We start from the raw sequence: 17,613 nt of genomic DNA, 5'->3' as shown, positions 1-17,613 counted from the left end.
AGGGCGCCGATTGGCGCCCTTAGTTTTGGCAGGTAATCAGGCGTTGGAGTAACGCGCTTTTTCCGGTAACCAGCGTTCAATCAGGGCGTGGGCATGTTGCGGATATTGCTGATGGATATGACGAGCGACGCGTTGTACTTCAGGGATCATCGCCTGATCGCGTAGCAAATCGGCTACCTTAAACTCGGCGCTGCCGGTTTGGCGTGTGCCAAGCAGCTCTCCGGGGCCACGGATCTCCAGATCCTGCTGGGCAATGACGAAGCCGTCATTACTGTCACGCAGCACCTGCAGCCGCTTCTGTGCGGTTTTACTCAGTGGCGTTTTGTACAACAACACGCAATGTGACGCCACGGCACCACGGCCCACGCGGCCACGCAGCTGATGCAACTGTGCTAACCCTAACCGCTCCGGGTTTTCGATGATCATCAGGCTGGCATTCGGTACGTCGACACCGACTTCGATCACCGTTGTCGCCACCAACAGCTGGAGATCGCCTTGTTTAAAGGCCTGCATCACCGCCTGCTTCTCTTGTGCTTTCATTCGGCCATGTATCAACGCGACTTTCAGCTCCGGCAGCGCGGTTTTCAGTTCTTCCCAGGTGGCTTCTGCGGCCTGGGCTTCGAGTAGTTCAGACTCTTCGATCAGCGTACAAACCCAATACGCTTGCCGGCCTTCTTCCAGACAGGCGCTTTTCACCCGCTGGATTATATCGGCGCGCCGGGTATCGGGTATCGCGACGGTAGTGACCGGCGTTCTGCCCGGGGGCAGCTCGTCGATCACCGAAGTGTCGAGATCGGCATAGGCGGTCATTGCCAGCGTGCGTGGGATGGGCGTGGCGGTCATGATCAACTGATGGGCATGGAAGCCTTGCTCCTCCCCCTTTTCCCACAGTGCCAGTCGCTGGTGGACGCCAAAACGGTGCTGTTCGTCGATGATCACCAGTGCCAGGCCGGAAAATTTCACCTGCTCCTGGAAGATGGCGTGTGTGCCGACCACCATCGACACCTGACCACTGGCAATCGCCTCTTGCTGTGCGACACGCGCCTTGCCTTTTTGCTTGCCGGCCAGCCAGCCGACTTCCAATCCCAGCGGTTCAAACCACTGGCGGAAATTGTTGGCATGCTGTTCGGCCAGCAGTTCCGTGGGCGCCATCAATGCCACCTGCTTGCCGTGGGCGATAGCGCGTAGCGCGGCCAGTGCGGCCACCAGCGTTTTACCGGAGCCGACGTCACCCTGTACCAGGCGCATCATCGGGAAGCCTTTTTGCATATCAGCTTCAATATCTGCCACCACGCGCTCTTGTGCGCCGGTCGGTGTAAACGGCAACTGGGCGAGAAATTGAGTTTTAAGCCGATCATCCGGCATCAGAGGCAGCGCCTGATAGCTCTGAGCGCCGGCGCGTACCGCCAGCATACTGAGGTTATGCGCCAGCAGCTCTTCCATGATCAGTCGTTTTTGCGCCGGGTGTTTACCCTGTTCCAAATCAACCAGCTGGATATCCGGCGGCGGGCGGTGCAGGGTATGCAAAGCCTGTGGCAGGCTCATCAAACCACCACTCAGTTCCGACGGCAGCAGCTCGGTGATGGCACAGGTATCCAACAGTTCCAGAGCCTGATCGGTCAGCTTTCGCAGCGTAGCCTGCCGGATACCTTCAGTCGTTGGGTAGACCGGGGTCAGTGACTCTTGCAGCTCAACCTCGCTGCTTTCTCCCTGAATGCGGTATTCCGGGTGAATAATTTCGGCACCGTGATTGCCGCGTTTGACTTCACCATAGGCGGTTACGCGACGGCCGGTTGCCAGGCTGTTTTTCATCGCCGCATTGAAATTGAAGAAGCGCATGGTGAGCAGGCCGGTACCGTCACTGATCTGGCAGGTCAGCATACGTCGACGGCCAAAACTGATGTCCGTACGCAGTACTTCACCTTCCACCGTGGCAAAAATGCCCGGCTGCAGGTCGTTTATTGGATAGAGGCGGGTGCGATCTTCGTAGCGCAGTGGCAGGTGCAGAAGCAAATCCTGAATGGTTTCCAGGCCAATTTTGGCCAGTTTTCCCGCCTGGCTGGCACCCACGCCGGAAAGTGTGGTGAGTGGGACAGCATCCAGCAGGCGTCCTTTCATTTGCGTACCGTCGCTTGCATGGCTGCCCACCATTCGGGATCGGCGACAACCTGACCCTGTTCATCAATGTGCGGACGCGGCAGTCTTTTACGTTTGGCCACGTTGGCCAGCACCGGATAACCACCTTCAAACAGCAGGCGCTGTTGTTCTTCCTGGTCGAGCATGCTGTGCTCACGGCGATACAGACCGGCATTTTGCCGCTGGCGTTGTGCTTCGTACAGGATCAATGCTGAGGCGACCGACACGTTGAGTGACTGCACCATACCGATCATTGGAATGATGATGTCCTGATCGGCAAGCCGCAGTGCTTCTTCGGTAATACCGGTTTTTTCCTGGCCCAGCAGCACGCAGGTCGGGCGGGTGTAATCCACCTCGCGGAAGTCTACTGCCCGGGCGGAGAGGTTGGTTGCCAGGATCTGCATACCCTGATCTTTCAAATGGGCCACGGCGTCGACGATGGTGGGATGGGTTTTGACATTTACCCAACTGTTGCTGCCGGCGGCGGAGGAAACCAGGGTTCGCATGCGTGGGGTTGGCCACACGGCATGCACCTGATGCACGCCAACGGCGTCGGCGGTGCGGATAATGGCGGAGACGTTATGCGGTTTGTGGACCTGTTCCAGGCAGACGGTTAAATCCGGCTGCCGGGTGGCCAGCATTTCACAAATCCGCGCATAGCGTTCAGGGCTCATAAGCGCTAATTTCGGTTACGGTTAACTTTAATCACATCCGGCATGATACGGATTTTACGCATAATATTTGCCAGATGGATGCGATCGCGGGTGGTTAAACGGATAAATGCACTATAAACCCGGCCGTCTTTTTCTTCGGTATTCAGGCTTTGAATATTGGACTCAGCCGCATTGATGGCTGCCGTCAGGTTGGCCAGTGCCCCCTGATGATTAAACATGTCCACTTTGATCTCGGCGATGAATTCCTGCTCGATGTCTTGATCCCACTCTACCGCCATGAATTTTTCAGGTTCTTTCTGGTAGCCACGGATATTTCGGCAGGACTCATGGTGGATCACCAGGCCTTTGCCTGGACTGACGTGGGCGATGATCGGATCGCCTGGAATAGGTCGGCAGCATTTAGCGAAGGTGATCAGCACGCCGTCTGAGCCCTTGATCGCCAGATTACGAACCCCAGAGGAGGTCCCCAGATTAGACTGGTCACCCTGCAGGTTTTTCGCTACCACCACGCTCATGGCATTGCCCAAGCCGATTTCAGCCAACAGGTCGTCCAGCGTCGCCAGTTTCATGCGATCCAACTCGTGTTGGATATTTTCTGCCGGAACCTCCGCTAGTTTGCGACTGCCGCCCAATGCATGATTTAACAAGCGGCGGCCAAGGCCGACTGAATCATCGCGCTTGAGGTTTTTCAGCATCTGGCGGATTTTTGCGCGCGCTTTTGAGCTGACGACAAAGTTCAGCCAGGCGGCGTTAGGTCGTGCACCAGGAGCCGTGATGATTTCGACCGTTTGCCCGCTGGTCAAGGACTGTGACAGCGGGTATGGCTGGCGATCAACACGTGCGCCAACGCAGGCGTGGCCGATATCGGTGTGCACCGCGTAGGCGAAGTCGACCGGCGTTGCGCCCGCAGGCAATTCAACAATGCGGCCTTCCGGGGTGAAAACGTAAATCTCATCCGGGAACAGATCGGATTTTACGCTCTCGATAAATTCAAACGAACTGCCGGCGCTTTGTTGCAGCTCCAGCAAGCTCTGCATCCAGCGCTGAGCGCGGATTTGTGCGGTGGTGCCGGTTTCGCCCTGTTCTTTTTCTTTATAAGCCCAGTGCGCGGCGACCCCCATTTCGGCCATCTGATCCATATCTTCGGTACGGATCTGCACCTCAACCGGTACGCCATGTGGGCCGATCAGTGATGTGTGCAGCGATTGATAGCCGTTGGCCTTGGGAATGGCGATATAGTCTTTGACCCTGCCCGGACGCGGTTTGTACAGGCTGTGAGCCTGGCCCAGTACGCGGTAGCAGGTGTCGACTTCCTTCACGATCACCCGGAACGCGTAGATATCCATAATCGAATGGAAACGCTGTTCTTTCAGGTGCATCTTGAGGTAGATGGAATACAGATGTTTTTCCCGCCCGCTGACGCGGCAGGGAATGCCGGCTTCGGTCAGTCGCCCTTCGATCTCGGAGAGAATCTTCTGGATCATCTCTTTACGGTTACCGCGTGCGGCTTTCACCACTTCTTTGATCACGCGATAGCGGTTCGGGTACAACGCCTCAAAACCCAGCTCTTCCAGCTCGGTTTTCAGGTGGTGAATACCCAGGCGATGGGCCAGGGGGCTGTAGATTTCCAGGGTTTCACGTGCAATACGCCGCCGTTTGTCAGGACGCAGCGAACCGAGGGTGCGCATGTTGTGCGTACGGTCGGCCAGCTTGATCAGCACGACGCGGATATCCTGCACCATCGCCATGATCATCTTGCGGAAGTTTTCCGCCTGAGCTTCTTTTTTATCCTGGAACTTCAGCTTGTCGAGCTTGGATACGCCTTCAACCAGTTCGGCAACGCTTTTGCCGAATAGCTGTTCCATATCCTGGTAGGTGGCCGGGGTATCTTCGATGACGTCGTGCAGCAGTGCTGCCATCAGCGTCTCATGATCGAGACGCATTTCCGCCAGAATGCAGGCTACGGCAACCGGGTGAGTAATGTAGGGCTCACCACTGGAGCGTGTCTGTCCCTCGTGAGCATCACGTGCAACGAGGTATGCCTGTTTGAGGCGCTTAATCTGCTCCTCAGGCAGGTAACGTTGAATCAGCAGATTCAGGCTTTCAAACAGGTACAAAGGCAGACTCGCAGTCTAATTAACGACGACCTTCAGCAATGGCGGTAACCGCTTGAATCTCTGCGGCTTCCTGCTCTTGCTGCTCCTGACGATCACGAACATCGAGGATTTGGCTGGTGATCAGGCCTTCTTCGATTTCGCGCAGCGCGATAACGGTGTACTTGTCGTTTTCTTCCGGAACAAGTGCATCTTTACCGCCAGTCTGGATTTGACGTGCCCGACGAGCAGCGACCAACACCAGGTCAAAACGGTTACCAATTTTCTCTACAGCGTCTTGAACAGTTACGCGTGCCATATTTGTGCTACTCCACAGGTGACGAAAAGACTGGGCATAATACTGAAACTGTCTTCAGTCTGCCAATAGTTTGCTGATTAAAGCGTCATGCCGCAGTAATTGGCGGCCTAAACGCAGGCGTTCGGCGCGAATAATGGTTTTCAGATCGGACAGGGCCAGATCGAAATCATCGTTCACGATTAAATAATCATACTCAGCGTAGTGTGCCATTTCTGCCACGGCCTGAGCCATGCGCTTGGCGATCACTTCATCCGAGTCTTGCCCGCGGCCACGCAGGCGACGGCCAAGTTCGTCCTTCGACGGCGGCAAAATAAAGATGCTGCGCGCCTGTGGCATTTTGGCGCGAATTTGCTGTGCGCCCTGCCAGTCGATATCCAGGAAAACGTCTACGCCGGTCGACAACACTTGCTCAATGGCAGCGCGTGAGGTTCCGTAATAGTTGCCGAACACTTCGGCGTGCTCAAGAAACGCATCCTGCTCAATCATCTGGCAGAATTCATCTTTTGAGACGAAGAAATAATGATCGCCGTGCTGTTCACCCGGGCGGCTGTCGCGCGTGGTGTGCGAAACCGAAACCTGCGTGTCGTACAGCGGTTGCGTCTTTAACAAAGCCTGAATCAGACTTGATTTCCCTGCGCCACTGGGGGCAGAGACAATATAAAGCGTGCCTTGAGCCATGATGATGTTCGTTGATAGCGGTTGATATGCCAATAACAGCGGATGTGTATTTTCTCCGCACAGTATACACGGCTAACGAGCCGGATGCAGCGTTAGCTCGCATTTTGCCCGCCGCTTTGTGCTGAAAAAACCTCAAACTGGCGGGTTTGCGCAGCGTATCGCTAAGTTTTGGCGGTTTTCTGCAACGTGATCTGCTTTTCTCGAGGTGTTTTGCAGAACGGCTCTTTAGTCATTGTCGCGCTTCCACTTCCCGTATTTACTGCCGGTTATCAGGGAGGTGCTCAATGCATAAGGGTGTCATGGGGATCGGGATGATCCTGCTGGGTTGTTTGGCGTTTAGCGGATCGCTGTGGGCGGAGACTTGCCCGATGTGGCGACCTGAGCGGCTGCAACTGGAGATAACCACGTTAAAAAACCAGCTTGAGCGCTGGGATGTGGCTTATTACCAACAGGGAAACAGTTTAATTGAGGATGAAGTGTACGACAGCCTGCAGAAAAAGCTGCGGCTGTGGCAAGGTTGCGCCGGGATGGCACCGGCAGATGAATCTGTTCCACTTTTACCTATCGGCAGGGTGGCGCATCCGGTCGCGCATACCGGACTGCGTAAATTTCCGGATACGGCTGCTGTGGCTCAATGGCTACATGGCCGCAGCGATCTTTGGGTCCAACCCAAGGTGGACGGCGTGGCCATTACGCTGGTTTACCGTGACGGAGAACTGGCGGCGGCGATCAGTCGGGGAAATGGGCTAAAAGGGGAGAACTGGCTGGAAAAAGTACGTGCGATACCGGCAGTACCCGCCAGTATCAAGGGGGCTCCACAGACGCTGACTCTGCAAGGTGAGCTGTTCCTGATGGTGAACGGTCATCAACAGAAAATCAGCGGCGGCATCAATGCCCGTGCCAAGGTTGCCGGTGCATTGATGAAAAAGCAGCTTTCGCCGGAATTGCAACAGATTGGCCTGTTTGTCTGGGCTTGGCCGGACGGTCCGCAGACCATGCCGCAGCGTTTGCAACAACTTGCCGCAATGGGATTCCCTCTGGCCCAGGCTTACTCGCAACCGGTGAAATCATTGGCGGAAGTGCAGCAATGGCGGGAGCACTGGTACCAAGCTGCTTTGCCTTTTGTTACCGATGGTGTGGTGATTCATCAGGCGCGTTCACCACAGGGGAAGTATTGGCAAGCGAAGCCCGGTGATTGGGCCGTGGCCTGGAAATATCCGCCTGTGCAGCAGGTTACTCAGGTCAATGGGGTCGATTTCAATGTGGGTCGTACCGGGAAAATTGCCGTGGTACTGAGGCTTGAGCCTGTCAGGCTGGACGACAAATGGGTGGCACGGGTTAATCTCGGTTCGCTGTCACGTTGGCGGCAGTGGGCGGTTGCGCCAGGAGATCAAGTGGCGATCAGCCTGAAGGGGCATGGTATTCCGCATCTGAATAAAGTGGTCTGGCGGGTAAAAGAAAGGTCAGTACCCAGTGCGCCATCCGCAGAAGATTATTATCCGTTGAGTTGCTTTAGCTGGCGGCCGGATTGCCGTCAGCAATTTCTTGCCCGGCTGGTGTGGCTAAGTGGTCGACAGGGGTTAAATCTGCACGGCGTCAGTGAATCCACCTGGCAGGCATTAATCGAACAGGGGTTGGTACGGCATCTGTTGGACTGGCTGGTGCTGACGCCGCAACAGTTGATGTCTGCCCCTGGTATTGGTGATAAGCGAGGGCAGAGTATTTACCGGCAATTTCAGTTGGCGCGGCAGCAGCCATTCGCCCGCTGGTTAATTGCTTTAGGTGCGCCACTGTCCCCACAGCAAGTGGTGACGTTGAAAAGCTGGCATCAGGTCCAGCAATTGTCTGCCGGAGAGTGGCGGGCAATTGCCGGTATTGGTGCAAAAAGGGCGCGGCAGATTGCCGATTTTCTTCAGCACCCACCACTGCTGGTGCTGGTCAGTACGCTGGAATCCCAGGCAATAAGCGGTTTTTCTCCAGAGGTGAATCCTGTTAATGATCCGGATGCTGGTAATTAAATACTGGCAGGCCCAGGCGAAAACGCAGGGCGAGCAAGCGGGCACTGAGGCCGACGACCAGAGTGATAATCACGACCAGGTTATGTGGCAGGCTGAAGTGCTGCAGGCCGATGTACAGCCAGGCGGCACCAAAGGAAATGCCGGCGTAGATTTCTTTCTGAAATACCAGCGGAATACGATTACAAAGCATATCGCGCAGTACACCGCCGAATACGCCGGTGATCACGGCTGCAATCGCGGCGATGATGGCACCATGGCCCATATCCAATGCGACTTGCGCACCGATGATTGAAAACACAATCAGGCCAACGGCATCCAAAACCAGGAACAGGCGACGCAGATGGCGCATCAACGGGGCCAACCAGGTAGTGACAATCGCCGCAATGGCGACGATAACGATATATTCAGGATGTTTGACCCACCCCAGTGGAAAATGCCCGAGCAGCATATCGCGCACTGAACCGCCGCCGATGGCGGTGGCCGAAGCGATAATAATTACGCCAAACATATCCATCTGGCGACGGCCTGCAGCCAGTGCGCCGGTCATGGCTTCGGCAGTAATGCCGATGATATAAAGAATGCTCAGTAACATAAGGTATTCACAGGGTGGGCGGGAATGAGTGTAATGGTGGAAGGGTAATCTCCGACGGGATATATCGCTACTGAGTTTTTCTAACCGGTGACGCTTCGGATTACTTTAATTAATCCGTTATTGGTTTTTTTAACTTGTTTATTGTCTTTTTTAGCCTTTTATTGCTAATCGATTCATTAGAAATGCTGTATTAATTTCTATTGCTGACTATATTTATTGCATTGGGTCCGAGGCGGCTTGTCGACGACAGATCGGATAATGGTATTCACTAAGGAACATAAAGATAAATGCAAAATACTCCCCTGCTGGTGACGGCTTTAACCGCGGTCTTACTGATGAGCGGTTGCGTTGCTCCGGTTCCAAACACCGCACAGCAAAAGTCAGCGACTTGCACTCTGGGCGATCCTATGACGCAAACCACGCTGTATTTTGGTCTGAATCGCCCGACGGGGCCAGTGATTAGCGCAGAAGAATGGCAGCGTTTTGTTGACCAGCAAGTGACGCCGCGCTTTAAAGATGGGCTATCGGTATTTGATGCCAAAGGGCAGTGGCTGGGTAATGACGGCAAGCTGGCACGCGAGAACAGCAAAGCGTTGATGCTGATCCATGCACCGGGCAAGGAAGGTGAAACCAATATCGAGGCGCTGCGTAGCAGCTATAAGCAACAGTTTGCCCAGGATTCTGTGATGCGGGTTGATACTCCTGTCTGTGTCGCGTTCTGATGAATAAAGTCCCGGCCCGCAGGCCGGGATATGGGGCTGGCTTACAATACCAACCCGGCGATTGCTGCCGAAAGCAGACTAACCAGCGTTGAGCCGTAGACCAGTTTCAGGCCAAAACGAGAAACCACATTGCCCTGCCGCTCGTTAAGCCCTTTGATTGCCCCGGCCACGATACCGATAGAGGCAAAGTTGGCGAAGGACACCAGGAATACCGACAGGATGCCCAGGCCGCGTGGTGTTAGTTCTGCTGCAATTTTCTTCAGTTCAATCATTGCTACAAATTCATTGGCTACCAGCTTGGTCGCCATGATGCTGCCTGCCCGCAGTGCATCCGGCGCCGGGATGCCGATTAGCCAGGCCAACGGATAGAATACATAGCCCAGGATCTGCTGGAAGCTGATACCGAACACGGCGGAGAACAGGGCGTTTACCGCAGAAATCAGCGCAATAAAACCGATCAGCATGGCAGCGATAATCATCGCAATTTTGAAGCCCGCCAAAATGTACTCCCCCAGCATTTCAAAGAAGCTCTGATCTTCATGCAGCTTACTCAGCTTCAGCTCAGGCTCATCGTCCAACTGATAGGGGTTGATGATCGACAAAATGATAAAGGTACTGAACATATTAAGGATCAACGCAGCGACTACGTATTGTGCATCTATCATCGACATATAGGCGCCAACGATGGACATGGAGACTGTCGACATCGCGGTTGCTGCCATGGTGTACATGCGGCGTGGTGAGATATCACCAATGATGCCTTTATAGGCGATAAAGTTTTCCGATTGTCCGAGCACCAGCGTGCTTACGGCGTTGAAAGATTCCAGCTTGCCCATGCCGTTAACCTTGGACAGCAGGGTGCCAACCACACGGATAACCAGCGGCAGAATGCGGAAATGCTGCAAAATACCGATTAGCGCAGAAATAAAGATAATCGGGCACAAAACCCCAAGGAAGATAAACGCCAACCCCTCTTTGCTCATGCCGCCAAACACAAAGTCCGAGCCTTGTGCAGCATATGTCAGCAGCGTTTCAAAGAAGCCAGCGACGTGCTTGATGACGCTAAGGCCACTTTCTGAATGCAGGAAGAAATAGGCGAGAGCACCTTCGATGACCAGAAGCTGAATAATATAGCGCAGGCGGATTTTTTTGCGGTCGTTGCTGACCAGTAGTGCCAGGGCGATGATCACCACCAGGGCAAAAATAAATTGCAGAATTTGCGGCATAAAGGGTCCGTACGGCTTGCGGGCTTGAAAAAAACACATTTAGCCACAGCTTGGCCCGCCTTTCATTACCTTAGGTGATAATTGGAATAAAATACTTTCAGCCAGCGAAATAAGTTACCCATTGCCGCCTGTGCCCGCTCGCTCGCAGTTTTTCATAAACCCACGTTGTTCCGTATCCGATGTATTCTTTGCGTTATGGCGCGCAAAGGTTTTCCTCTTCTATGGTTGTTGCATAACGGCTTGGAACCCGATGCTCAGAACGCACAGCGGATTTCGATAAATAATTGTTTTATTAAGGAATATGCAAGAAAATACTCTGACATTTTGCCGTGGAAGATCAGCGATTTTTCTCAGGATGATGAACACCAGCACCTTATTGCGGGCATTAGCTAACGGCGTTAATCCCGATACCGGCGAGTTATTGAAACCTGCCTCAATGGTCTGTTCACCGGAAGCGATACGCCTTTTGTTCACTCTGGCCGAGGAGTTTAAGAGTGAAACTGAGCGCCAGAAGAAAACCAAGCAAACGCCTGAGGAACGGCGACAGAAGAATATTTTCGAGGGGCGGCCGTTCCCCTTGGACGAAGAAGAAAAACAGCGGTTGCAGGAAAGCCATGCCGAGGGCATGACGCTGGAGATGATGAGCAGCGAGTTTGAACGCTTCACCAGGGGCATTGCCGTGCAACTGCAGAAAAAGAGATTGATTACCGAAGAGCAGGCCGCTGGTTTACCCAGAGCATAGCCGTAAAAAAGCCCGCTGACGCGGGCTTTAAACGAACGAAGGAACACATCACTCGATGTTCTGGATCTGCTCGCGCATCTGCTCGATCAACACTTTCAGCTCGATGGCGGAGGTGGTGACCTCGGCATTGATCGACTTGGATGCCAGGGTGTTGGATTCGCGGTTGAACTCCTGCATCATAAAGTCGAGGCGGCGACCTACGGCTTCTTTTTTCTTCAGGATGTTGTGCGTTTCTTTTACATGCGCTTCCAGGCGATCCAGCTCTTCGGCGACGTCAACACGCTGCGCCATCAACACCAGTTCCTGTTCCAGACGGGTATTTTCCAGCTGTACCTGAGCTTCTTCCAGCTTGCTGACCAGACGCTCACGCTGCCATTGCAGAATGTTTGGCATCTGGGCACGTACTTTGATCACTTCGGCGCTAACGCCGTCCAGACGCTGTTCAATCAGCGCCTTCAGTGCGGTACCTTCGCTTTCACGAGCAATAATGAAGTCGTCCAGTGCGCCGTCCAACGCTTGCATTAGCTGTGCGCTGATAGCGTCCAGATCCTGCTCCTGGGCAGACATCACGCCTGGCCAACGCAGTACGTCGATAGGATCAATTTCCCCTTCGTCGCTCTGCATTTTTACCCAGTTGGCGGCTTCAACCAGCTGTTTGGCCAGTTTTTCGTTCAGGATCATTGAGCTTTGTGCGCTCGGATCCAGTTCGAAGCGCAGGTTACACTCCACTTTGCCACGGGTCAGGCGGCCACGAATACGTTCGCGGATCACCGGCTCCAGGCTGCGGAATTGCTCCGGCAGGCGGATGTAGGTTTCTAGATAGCGTTGGTTCACGGAACGCAGCTCCCAAGCTGCGCTGCCCCATTCACCCTTGATTTCACGCCGGGCGTAGGCTGTCATGCTGCGGATCATTGATGCGTACCCGTAATAGGAAAAGATGAAGCGATTATAGCGTTGGAGATGCGGGCAGGATAGGCATTACGTCACTAAGCCCGTATAATGCGCAGCCAATCGTTGATTAGAAGCCGGAGAGAGCCAATGCGTCCTGCAGGCAGAGCACCACAACAAGTTCGCCCACTGACACTGACCCGTCACTATACCAAACATGCAGAAGGCTCAGTGCTGGTTGAGTTTGGCGATACCAAGGTTTTGTGCACCGCCACGGTAGAAGAGGGCGTTCCGCGCTTCCTGAAAGGTCAGGGCCAGGGTTGGATCACCGCTGAATACGGCATGCTGCCGCGTTCTACCCACAGCCGTAACGCCCGCGAAGCCGCAAAAGGCAAGCAGGGTGGCCGTACGCTGGAAATTCAGCGCCTGATCGCTCGCTCGCTGCGTGCAGCGGTAGATCTAAAAAAGCTTGGTGAGTTCACCATTACGCTCGACTGTGACGTCTTGCAGGCTGATGGTGGCACCCGTACCGCGTCTATCTCCGGTGCCTGTGTTGCGTTGGCCGATGCGTTGAATGCGCTGGTGGCTAACGGCAAGCTGAAAGCCAACCCGATGAAAGGGCTGGTCGCTGCAGTTTCTGTCGGCATTGTTAACGGCGAAGCGCTGTGCGATCTGGAGTATGTCGAAGACTCTGCGGCAGAAACCGATATGAACGTGGTAATGATGGAAGATGGTCGCATGATCGAGGTGCAGGGCACCGCCGAGGGCGAGCCGTTTAGCCATGATGAGCTATTGGCGCTGTTGGCGCTGGCCCGAGGGGGCATCGATACCATCTTCCAGGCGCAGAAAGCGGCGCTGGCAGACTAATTATTAAGGCGACTCAAGGGTCGCCTTTTTTACGCCCGGCGATCGGGCGGCAGTATTAACAGATCTAACCGACCAGACGAGGAGAAGCAGTAATGAAAGCCTATCAGCGCCAGTTTATCGAGTTTGCGCTTAACAAGCAGGTATTGAAATTCGGCGAGTTCACCCTGAAATCCGGCCGTACCAGCCCGTATTTCTTTAATGCCGGCCTGTTTAATACCGGGCGTGACCTCGCGCTGTTAGGGCGTTTCTATGCCGAAGCGCTGGTGGATTCCGGTATTGAGTTCGACCTGCTGTTTGGTCCGGCCTACAAAGGTATTCCGATCGCGACCACCACGGCGGTCGCATTGGCGGAACATCATGAGCGTGATGTGCCGTACTGCTTTAACCGTAAAGAAGCCAAAACCCATGGCGAAGGGGGCACACTGGTAGGCAGCCCGTTGCAGGGCCGTGTAATGCTGGTGGACGACGTCATCACTGCTGGTACGGCGATCCGTGAATCGATGGAAATCATTGGCGCGGGTGGTGCCACCCTGGCTGGGGTATTGATTTCTCTCGATCGCCAGGAGCGCGGCCGCGCGGATATTTCTGCCATTCAGGAAGTTGAGCGTGACTATCACTGCAAGGTCATTTCCATCGTAACGCTGAAGGATTTGATTGTTTATCTGGAAGAAAAACCGGAAATGGCGGATCACCTGGCGGCAGTGCGTGCTTATCGCGAGCAGTACGGGGTTTAACGCGGGATCTACTATGCCGGGCGCAACCAAACGCGCCCGGCATAGGGTTTATTGCAGTTGTGCCGCCAACAGTGGCCAGCGGCCATCGAATTCTTGCGTTGGGCGGTAGCGGAATTCGGAGCGCACATAGCGTGACAGCATGCCTTCACAGAACGCCAGTAACTGGCTTGCCAGCAGCGTTTCGTCCACGATAAAGCCTTTTCCTTCCCGCAGTTTGCGTTCTTTCAACACCTGGCGCAGTTGCGCCTCGATGCGTTCAAACAGTTGGTTGATTCGCCCCTGTAGCCGATCCTGCTCAAACATGAGTGCGTGGCCGGTCATGATACGCGTCAGGCCCGGGTTGCGTTCGGCAAACCCCAGCACCAGTAGCAGGATCAACCGCAGGCGGTTAAAGGTCTCTTTCTCATCCTGCAGGATCAGGTTGATGCGCGTGATCAGGCTGTCTTCAATAAACTCGATCAGACTGTCGAACATCCGTGTCTTACTTGGGAAGTGCCGGTACAGTGCAGCTTCGGAGACTCCGACGTTAGCGGCAAGCTTAGCGGTGGTAATACGCTGGCTGCCGTCGCTGGATTCCAGCATTTGGGCTAACGCCTGCAGTATTTCTTCGCGCCGGTTCCTTTTGATTTTTTCTTTTTCTGCCATGTCTGATTAGACCCTTGCTAAAACTGCTTAGACTTTCGAAAACCCGGGCATCGGCCGCTGCAGAGATTATCTCTGTGCGGCTTATGTGATAGCTTTTTTACGATGCTGGGGTCAGCGGCCTTAACGACCTGTATTCTCCGCGCGTCCTGGTCTGCGCTGAAATCGTAGCCGGCCAAACCTTGCCGTAGAGCTGTCCTTCTCTCCGGGGTGGCAAGATTTCAGGCGACGTTTCCCTGTCGGCAATCGGGTATCGCTTAGTGGCGGCCGGAATGGCCAAAACCACCGGCACCACGTTCGCTGCTGTCGAATTCTTCAACCAGATTGAACTCAGCTTGTACCACCGGCACAAATACCATCTGCGCGATACGTTCGCCGGGTTCAATAGTGAAGGATTTTTGACCGCGGTTCCAGACGGAAACCATCAGTTGCCCCTGATAATCGGAATCGATCAGGCCGACCAGGTTGCCCAGCACCACACCGTGTTTATGGCCCAAACCGGAACGTGGCAAGATCACTGCCGCAAGATCGGTATCGGCGATGTGAATAGCCAGGCCGGTAGGCAGCAACTGGGTTTCACCCGGTGCCAGTTCAACGGCGCTGTCCAGGCAGGCGCGCAGATCGAGGCCGGCAGAGCCAGGGGTGGCGTAGGTCGGTAATGGGAAATCCTTGCCAATGCGCGGGTCCAGGATTTTAACGTCGATTTTTTTCATCATAACGGCTGACTATCTCGTCTATTAAACGTTGGCCAAGGAGTGCCTTTTCGCTCAGCGCCAGGCGCTTTTCTCCATCCTGCCAAAAAAGGTGCAAGGCATTGGTGTCACTGTTAAACCCATGCTCTGCAAGCGATACATCATTAGCGCAAATTAAATCCAGTTTCTTACGCGCCAGTTTTTGTCGCGCGTATTCTTCCACATTCTGGGTTTCGGCGGCAAACCCCACGACAAAGGGGCGATTTTTCGTCATCGCGGCAACGCCGGCAACAATATCGGGGTTTTTTACCATTTTGAGGATGATTTCATCACCCTGTTTTTTTATTTTTTCATCGGAAACCTGTTCCGCTCGGTAATCGGCTACTGCGGCGCAGGAGATAAAAATATCTTGCGCTGCGGCGCGCTGCTGTACCGCCTGCTCCATTTCCAACGCGCTGACAACGTCCACCCGAGTGACCCTGGGAGGGGTTGGCAGATTGACCGGCCCGGCTATCAACGTGACCTGCGCACCCCTCGCAGCGGCGGCGTGGGCGATGGCAAAACCCATCTTGCCGGAGCTGTGATTGCTGATGAAACGTACCGGATCCAAGGCTTCACGCGTCGGGCCGGCGGTGAGCATAATCTTTAAATGTTGCAGATCTTGTGGCGCAGAGAAATGGCTGTTGGCCAGTTCGACAATTTCCAGCGGATCGAGCATGCGACCTGGGCCGATGTCACCACAGGCCTGGCTACCGCTGTCTGGCCCCCACAGCAGCATGCCGCGCGCCTGCAGAGTTTGCAGGTTGGCTTGGGTGGCGACGGCACGATACATCTGTTGGTTCATGGCGGGTGCAGCAGCAATGGGGGCTGCGGTGGCCAGGCAAACAGTGGTCAGCAGATCGTTGGCCATACCGGCGGCGACGCGCGCCAGCAGATCGGCGGTGGCCGGAGCCAGGATCACCAGGTCTGCCCATTTACCGAGCTCGATATGACCCATTGCCGCTTCGGCGGCGGGATCCAGCAGATCGTCTGAGACCGGATGGCCGGAAACGGCTTGCAGCGTCAGCGGGGTGATAAAGGCTTTCGCCGCGCTGGTCATTATCACGCGCACTTCGGCGCCTCTGTCACGCAGGCGGCGTACCAGTTCTGGGCATTTGTATGCGGCGATGCCGCCACTGATGCCAAGCACAATATGTTTGCCGGAAAGTCCCGTCATCATGATTGTCCGATTGAATCCGAAAGATGTGCCATTTTAGCATAACCGCCAGACAGGTGAGCGATTCCGCTGTGTCTGCAGTGCGTTACATTGTGCTTTGCGTAGTACTTCGCAATGTTATCAAACACCTGTCGTTGGCCTTACCGCTGCATGGCATGCTGTGGCGTTTTCAGGGAGGCGAAGATGAGCAGTCAGGTAATCACCTTGTGGCCGGACACGCTGGCACCACGGGAAAAACTATTGCGTTACGGGGCGTCGGCACTGTCTGATGCGGAGCTGTTAGCCATTTTTCTGCGCACCGGTTTTCCTGGGGTGCACGTCATGCAACTGGCTAAACAGTTGTTGGAGCAGTTTGGCTCGCTGTACCACCTGATGTCGGCGGAACACTCGGTTTTTTGCAGCTACAAGGGGCTGGGGAACTCCAGTTATGCGCAACTGCAGGCTATTTCCGAGTTGGCGTTCCGCTTCTTTTCCAGCCATCTGGCGCAGGAAAATGTCATGCTTAATCCCAGAATGACCCAGCATTATTTGCAAAGTTTGCTGGCACATCATGAGCGGGAAGTGTTTTTGGTACTGTTTTTAGACAATCAGCACCGTGTTATTCGCCATCAGGAGATGTTTACTGGTACCATCAGCAGCGTTGTCGTATACCCGAGAGAAATTGTGCGTGAAGCGTTGAAGGCTAATGCGGCCGCCATTATTCTGGCGCATAATCACCCTTCGGGTAAGGCGGAACCCAGTCATGCCGATCGTTTGATAACCGAGCAAGTGGTTAATGCCTGCCTGTTATTGGAAATCCGAGTGCTCGATCATTTGGTGATAGGTCGGGGTGAATGTGTCTCTTTTGCCGAGCGCGGATGGCTTTAAGCGATTTTTTCGCGATCCTTCTGGGATCTTTAGCTGTTCGGGACTTGAGCACTTACGCTTCAGAGCGTATACTACGCCACCTTTGAGAATCTTGGGTTTGGCGTAAGAGCCTATCTCAGCAGGTTTCTAACCTGATGTGTGGTTTCTAACCTGATGACGAGAGTCTCCTCAGTATGAAGTTTGCTGAGATGGGCTCTAAAAGCCTGACGAGGCGGCCATACTCTATACGAAGCTCGAGCTGATTTGATTTTTGGAGAATAGACATGTCACGAGTCTGCCAAGTTACTGGCAAGCGCCCGGTGAGCGGTAACAACCGTTCCCACGCAATGAACGCGACCAAACGCCGTTTTCTGCCGAACCTGCACTCACACCGTTTTTGGGTTGAGGCTGAGAAGCGCTTTGTAACGCTGCGTGTATCTGCTAAAGGTATGCGTGTTATTGATAAGAAGGGTATTGAGACGGTCTTGGCCGATCTGCGTACCCGTGGTGAGAAGTATTAAGGAACTG

At 54.4% G+C, this 17,613-nt stretch carries 18 protein-coding genes; 7 read left to right on the top strand and 11 right to left on the bottom strand.

Annotation, left to right across the window (positions count from 1 at the left end; genetic code table 11):
- Positions 1-36: 36 nt before the first annotated feature.
- From recG to gmk, 5 genes are read right to left on the bottom strand one after another with little or no spacing between them, the layout of a single operon-like run.
- Complete coding sequence (recG, locus tag OCH02_RS24060) at positions 37-2,118, bottom strand: ATP-dependent DNA helicase RecG (protein WP_261433308.1); 2,082 nt, start codon at positions 2,116-2,118, stop codon at positions 37-39.
- Positions 2,115-2,810 carry a tRNA (guanosine(18)-2'-O)-methyltransferase TrmH gene (gene trmH, locus OCH02_RS24055; RefSeq protein WP_261433307.1) on the bottom strand — a complete coding sequence of 232 codons (696 nt, stop codon included), beginning with the start codon at positions 2,808-2,810 and terminating at the stop codon, positions 2,115-2,117. The genes recG and trmH overlap by 4 nt, the downstream gene beginning before the upstream one ends.
- Before the next feature lie 5 nt (positions 2,811-2,815).
- Complete coding sequence (gene spoT / locus OCH02_RS24050; RefSeq protein ID WP_153858506.1) at positions 2,816-4,927, bottom strand: bifunctional GTP diphosphokinase/guanosine-3',5'-bis pyrophosphate 3'-pyrophosphohydrolase; 2,112 nt, start codon at positions 4,925-4,927, stop codon at positions 2,816-2,818.
- A 19-nt stretch (positions 4,928-4,946) separates the two neighbouring features.
- A complete protein-coding gene (gene rpoZ / locus OCH02_RS24045; RefSeq protein WP_004953385.1) occupies positions 4,947-5,222 on the bottom strand; it encodes a DNA-directed RNA polymerase subunit omega in 276 nt (91 codons plus the stop codon).
- Between the two features lie 54 nt (positions 5,223-5,276).
- Positions 5,277-5,900, bottom strand: coding sequence for a guanylate kinase (gene gmk / locus OCH02_RS24040; protein WP_012147536.1), 624 nt, complete (start codon positions 5,898-5,900; stop codon positions 5,277-5,279).
- A 284-nt stretch (positions 5,901-6,184) separates the two neighbouring features.
- Here gmk and ligB point away from each other — a divergent pair, with 284 nt between their 5' ends.
- Complete coding sequence (gene ligB / locus OCH02_RS24035; RefSeq protein WP_261433306.1) at positions 6,185-7,918, top strand: NAD-dependent DNA ligase LigB; 1,734 nt, start codon at positions 6,185-6,187, stop codon at positions 7,916-7,918.
- On the opposite strand, the gene OCH02_RS24030 is transcribed toward ligB, so the two are convergent.
- On the bottom strand, positions 7,893-8,510 hold the full coding sequence (locus OCH02_RS24030) for a trimeric intracellular cation channel family protein (protein WP_012147533.1): 618 nt from the start codon (positions 8,508-8,510) through the stop codon (positions 7,893-7,895). The genes ligB and OCH02_RS24030 overlap by 26 nt on opposite strands.
- A 287-nt stretch (positions 8,511-8,797) precedes the next feature.
- Between OCH02_RS24030 and OCH02_RS24025 the strand changes: the two genes are divergently transcribed.
- Positions 8,798-9,232, top strand: a complete 435-nt coding sequence (locus tag OCH02_RS24025; RefSeq protein ID WP_261433305.1) for a DUF3574 domain-containing protein — start codon at positions 8,798-8,800, stop codon at positions 9,230-9,232.
- Positions 9,233-9,273: 41 nt separating this feature from the next.
- Here the strand turns inward: OCH02_RS24025 and OCH02_RS24020 are convergent, their stop codons facing one another.
- On the bottom strand, positions 9,274-10,458 hold the full coding sequence (locus OCH02_RS24020; protein ID WP_261433304.1) for a NupC/NupG family nucleoside CNT transporter: 1,185 nt from the start codon (positions 10,456-10,458) through the stop codon (positions 9,274-9,276).
- 358 nt (positions 10,459-10,816) lie between these two features.
- Between OCH02_RS24020 and OCH02_RS24015 the strand changes: the two genes are divergently transcribed.
- Entirely contained in the window at positions 10,817-11,200 is a 384-nt protein-coding gene (locus OCH02_RS24015) for a hypothetical protein (protein WP_315899243.1), read from the top strand.
- A gap of 48 nt (positions 11,201-11,248) precedes the next feature.
- Here the strand turns inward: OCH02_RS24015 and OCH02_RS24010 are convergent, their stop codons facing one another.
- Positions 11,249-12,112 carry a YicC/YloC family endoribonuclease gene (locus OCH02_RS24010; protein WP_017894448.1) on the bottom strand — a complete coding sequence of 288 codons (864 nt, stop codon included), beginning with the start codon at positions 12,110-12,112 and terminating at the stop codon, positions 11,249-11,251.
- A gap of 126 nt (positions 12,113-12,238) precedes the next feature.
- Between OCH02_RS24010 and rph the strand changes: the two genes are divergently transcribed.
- A complete protein-coding gene (gene rph, locus OCH02_RS24005; RefSeq protein ID WP_012147518.1) occupies positions 12,239-12,955 on the top strand; it encodes a ribonuclease PH in 717 nt (238 codons plus the stop codon).
- Between the two features lie 92 nt (positions 12,956-13,047).
- Positions 13,048-13,689: an orotate phosphoribosyltransferase gene (gene pyrE, locus OCH02_RS24000; RefSeq protein ID WP_012147517.1), complete on the top strand. Its 642-nt coding sequence runs from the start codon at positions 13,048-13,050 to the stop codon at positions 13,687-13,689.
- 48 nt (positions 13,690-13,737) lie between these two features.
- Here pyrE and slmA read toward each other — a convergent pair whose 3' ends face one another.
- The 3 genes from slmA to coaBC all read right to left on the bottom strand — a co-directional run bounded on the left by slmA (position 13,738) and on the right by coaBC (position 16,242).
- On the bottom strand, positions 13,738-14,334 hold the full coding sequence (slmA, locus tag OCH02_RS23995) for a nucleoid occlusion factor SlmA (protein ID WP_012147516.1): 597 nt from the start codon (positions 14,332-14,334) through the stop codon (positions 13,738-13,740).
- Positions 14,335-14,588: 254 nt separating this feature from the next.
- On the bottom strand, positions 14,589-15,047 hold the full coding sequence (gene dut / locus OCH02_RS23990; RefSeq protein WP_012147515.1) for a dUTP diphosphatase: 459 nt from the start codon (positions 15,045-15,047) through the stop codon (positions 14,589-14,591).
- Complete coding sequence (coaBC, locus tag OCH02_RS23985; RefSeq protein WP_261433302.1) at positions 15,025-16,242, bottom strand: bifunctional phosphopantothenoylcysteine decarboxylase/phosphopantothenate--cysteine ligase CoaBC; 1,218 nt, start codon at positions 16,240-16,242, stop codon at positions 15,025-15,027. Before coaBC ends, dut begins: the two co-directional genes overlap by 23 nt.
- 180 nt (positions 16,243-16,422) lie before the next feature.
- Between coaBC and radC the strand changes: the two genes are divergently transcribed.
- On the top strand, positions 16,423-17,106 hold the full coding sequence (gene radC, locus OCH02_RS23980; RefSeq protein ID WP_261433300.1) for a RadC family protein: 684 nt from the start codon (positions 16,423-16,425) through the stop codon (positions 17,104-17,106).
- A gap of 263 nt (positions 17,107-17,369) precedes the next feature.
- On the top strand, positions 17,370-17,606 hold the full coding sequence (gene rpmB / locus OCH02_RS23975; RefSeq protein WP_004953342.1) for a 50S ribosomal protein L28: 237 nt from the start codon (positions 17,370-17,372) through the stop codon (positions 17,604-17,606).
- Positions 17,607-17,613 lie beyond the last annotated feature (7 nt).

The sequence above is a fragment of the Serratia quinivorans genome, from assembly GCF_946227985.1.
In the GTDB taxonomy this organism is placed as follows: domain Bacteria; phylum Pseudomonadota; class Gammaproteobacteria; order Enterobacterales; family Enterobacteriaceae; genus Serratia; species Serratia quinivorans_A.
The sequence above is the reverse complement of the archived record's forward strand: the minus strand, read 5'-3'. Positions and strand labels throughout refer to the sequence as shown.

Excerpts from the sequence above, each read along its gene's own strand:
- dut (WP_012147515.1), bottom strand. The coding sequence starts at position 15,047 with ATGATGAAAAAAATCGACGTTAAAATCCTGGACCCGCGCATTGGCAAG.
- coaBC (WP_261433302.1), bottom strand. The coding sequence starts at position 16,242 with ATGATGACGGGACTTTCCGGCAAACATATTGTGCTTGGCATCAGTGGC.
- OCH02_RS24030 (WP_012147533.1), bottom strand. The coding sequence starts at position 8,510 with ATGTTACTGAGCATTCTTTATATCATCGGCATTACTGCCGAAGCCATG.
- OCH02_RS24010 (WP_017894448.1), bottom strand. The coding sequence starts at position 12,112 with ATGATCCGCAGCATGACAGCCTACGCCCGGCGTGAAATCAAGGGTGAA.
- rpmB (WP_004953342.1), top strand. The coding sequence starts at position 17,370 with ATGTCACGAGTCTGCCAAGTTACTGGCAAGCGCCCGGTGAGCGGTAAC.
- OCH02_RS24020 (WP_261433304.1), bottom strand. The coding sequence starts at position 10,458 with ATGCCGCAAATTCTGCAATTTATTTTTGCCCTGGTGGTGATCATCGCC.
- pyrE (WP_012147517.1), top strand. The coding sequence starts at position 13,048 with ATGAAAGCCTATCAGCGCCAGTTTATCGAGTTTGCGCTTAACAAGCAG.
- rpoZ (WP_004953385.1), bottom strand. The coding sequence starts at position 5,222 with ATGGCACGCGTAACTGTTCAAGACGCTGTAGAGAAAATTGGTAACCGT.
- slmA (WP_012147516.1), bottom strand. The coding sequence starts at position 14,334 with ATGGCAGAAAAAGAAAAAATCAAAAGGAACCGGCGCGAAGAAATACTG.
- OCH02_RS24015 (WP_315899243.1), top strand. The coding sequence starts at position 10,817 with ATGAACACCAGCACCTTATTGCGGGCATTAGCTAACGGCGTTAATCCC.
- radC (WP_261433300.1), top strand. The coding sequence starts at position 16,423 with ATGAGCAGTCAGGTAATCACCTTGTGGCCGGACACGCTGGCACCACGG.
- OCH02_RS24025 (WP_261433305.1), top strand. The coding sequence starts at position 8,798 with ATGCAAAATACTCCCCTGCTGGTGACGGCTTTAACCGCGGTCTTACTG.
- ligB (WP_261433306.1), top strand. The coding sequence starts at position 6,185 with ATGCATAAGGGTGTCATGGGGATCGGGATGATCCTGCTGGGTTGTTTG.
- trmH (WP_261433307.1), bottom strand. The coding sequence starts at position 2,810 with ATGAGCCCTGAACGCTATGCGCGGATTTGTGAAATGCTGGCCACCCGG.
- gmk (WP_012147536.1), bottom strand. The coding sequence starts at position 5,900 with ATGGCTCAAGGCACGCTTTATATTGTCTCTGCCCCCAGTGGCGCAGGG.
- rph (WP_012147518.1), top strand. The coding sequence starts at position 12,239 with ATGCGTCCTGCAGGCAGAGCACCACAACAAGTTCGCCCACTGACACTG.
- recG (WP_261433308.1), bottom strand. The coding sequence starts at position 2,118 with ATGAAAGGACGCCTGCTGGATGCTGTCCCACTCACCACACTTTCCGGC.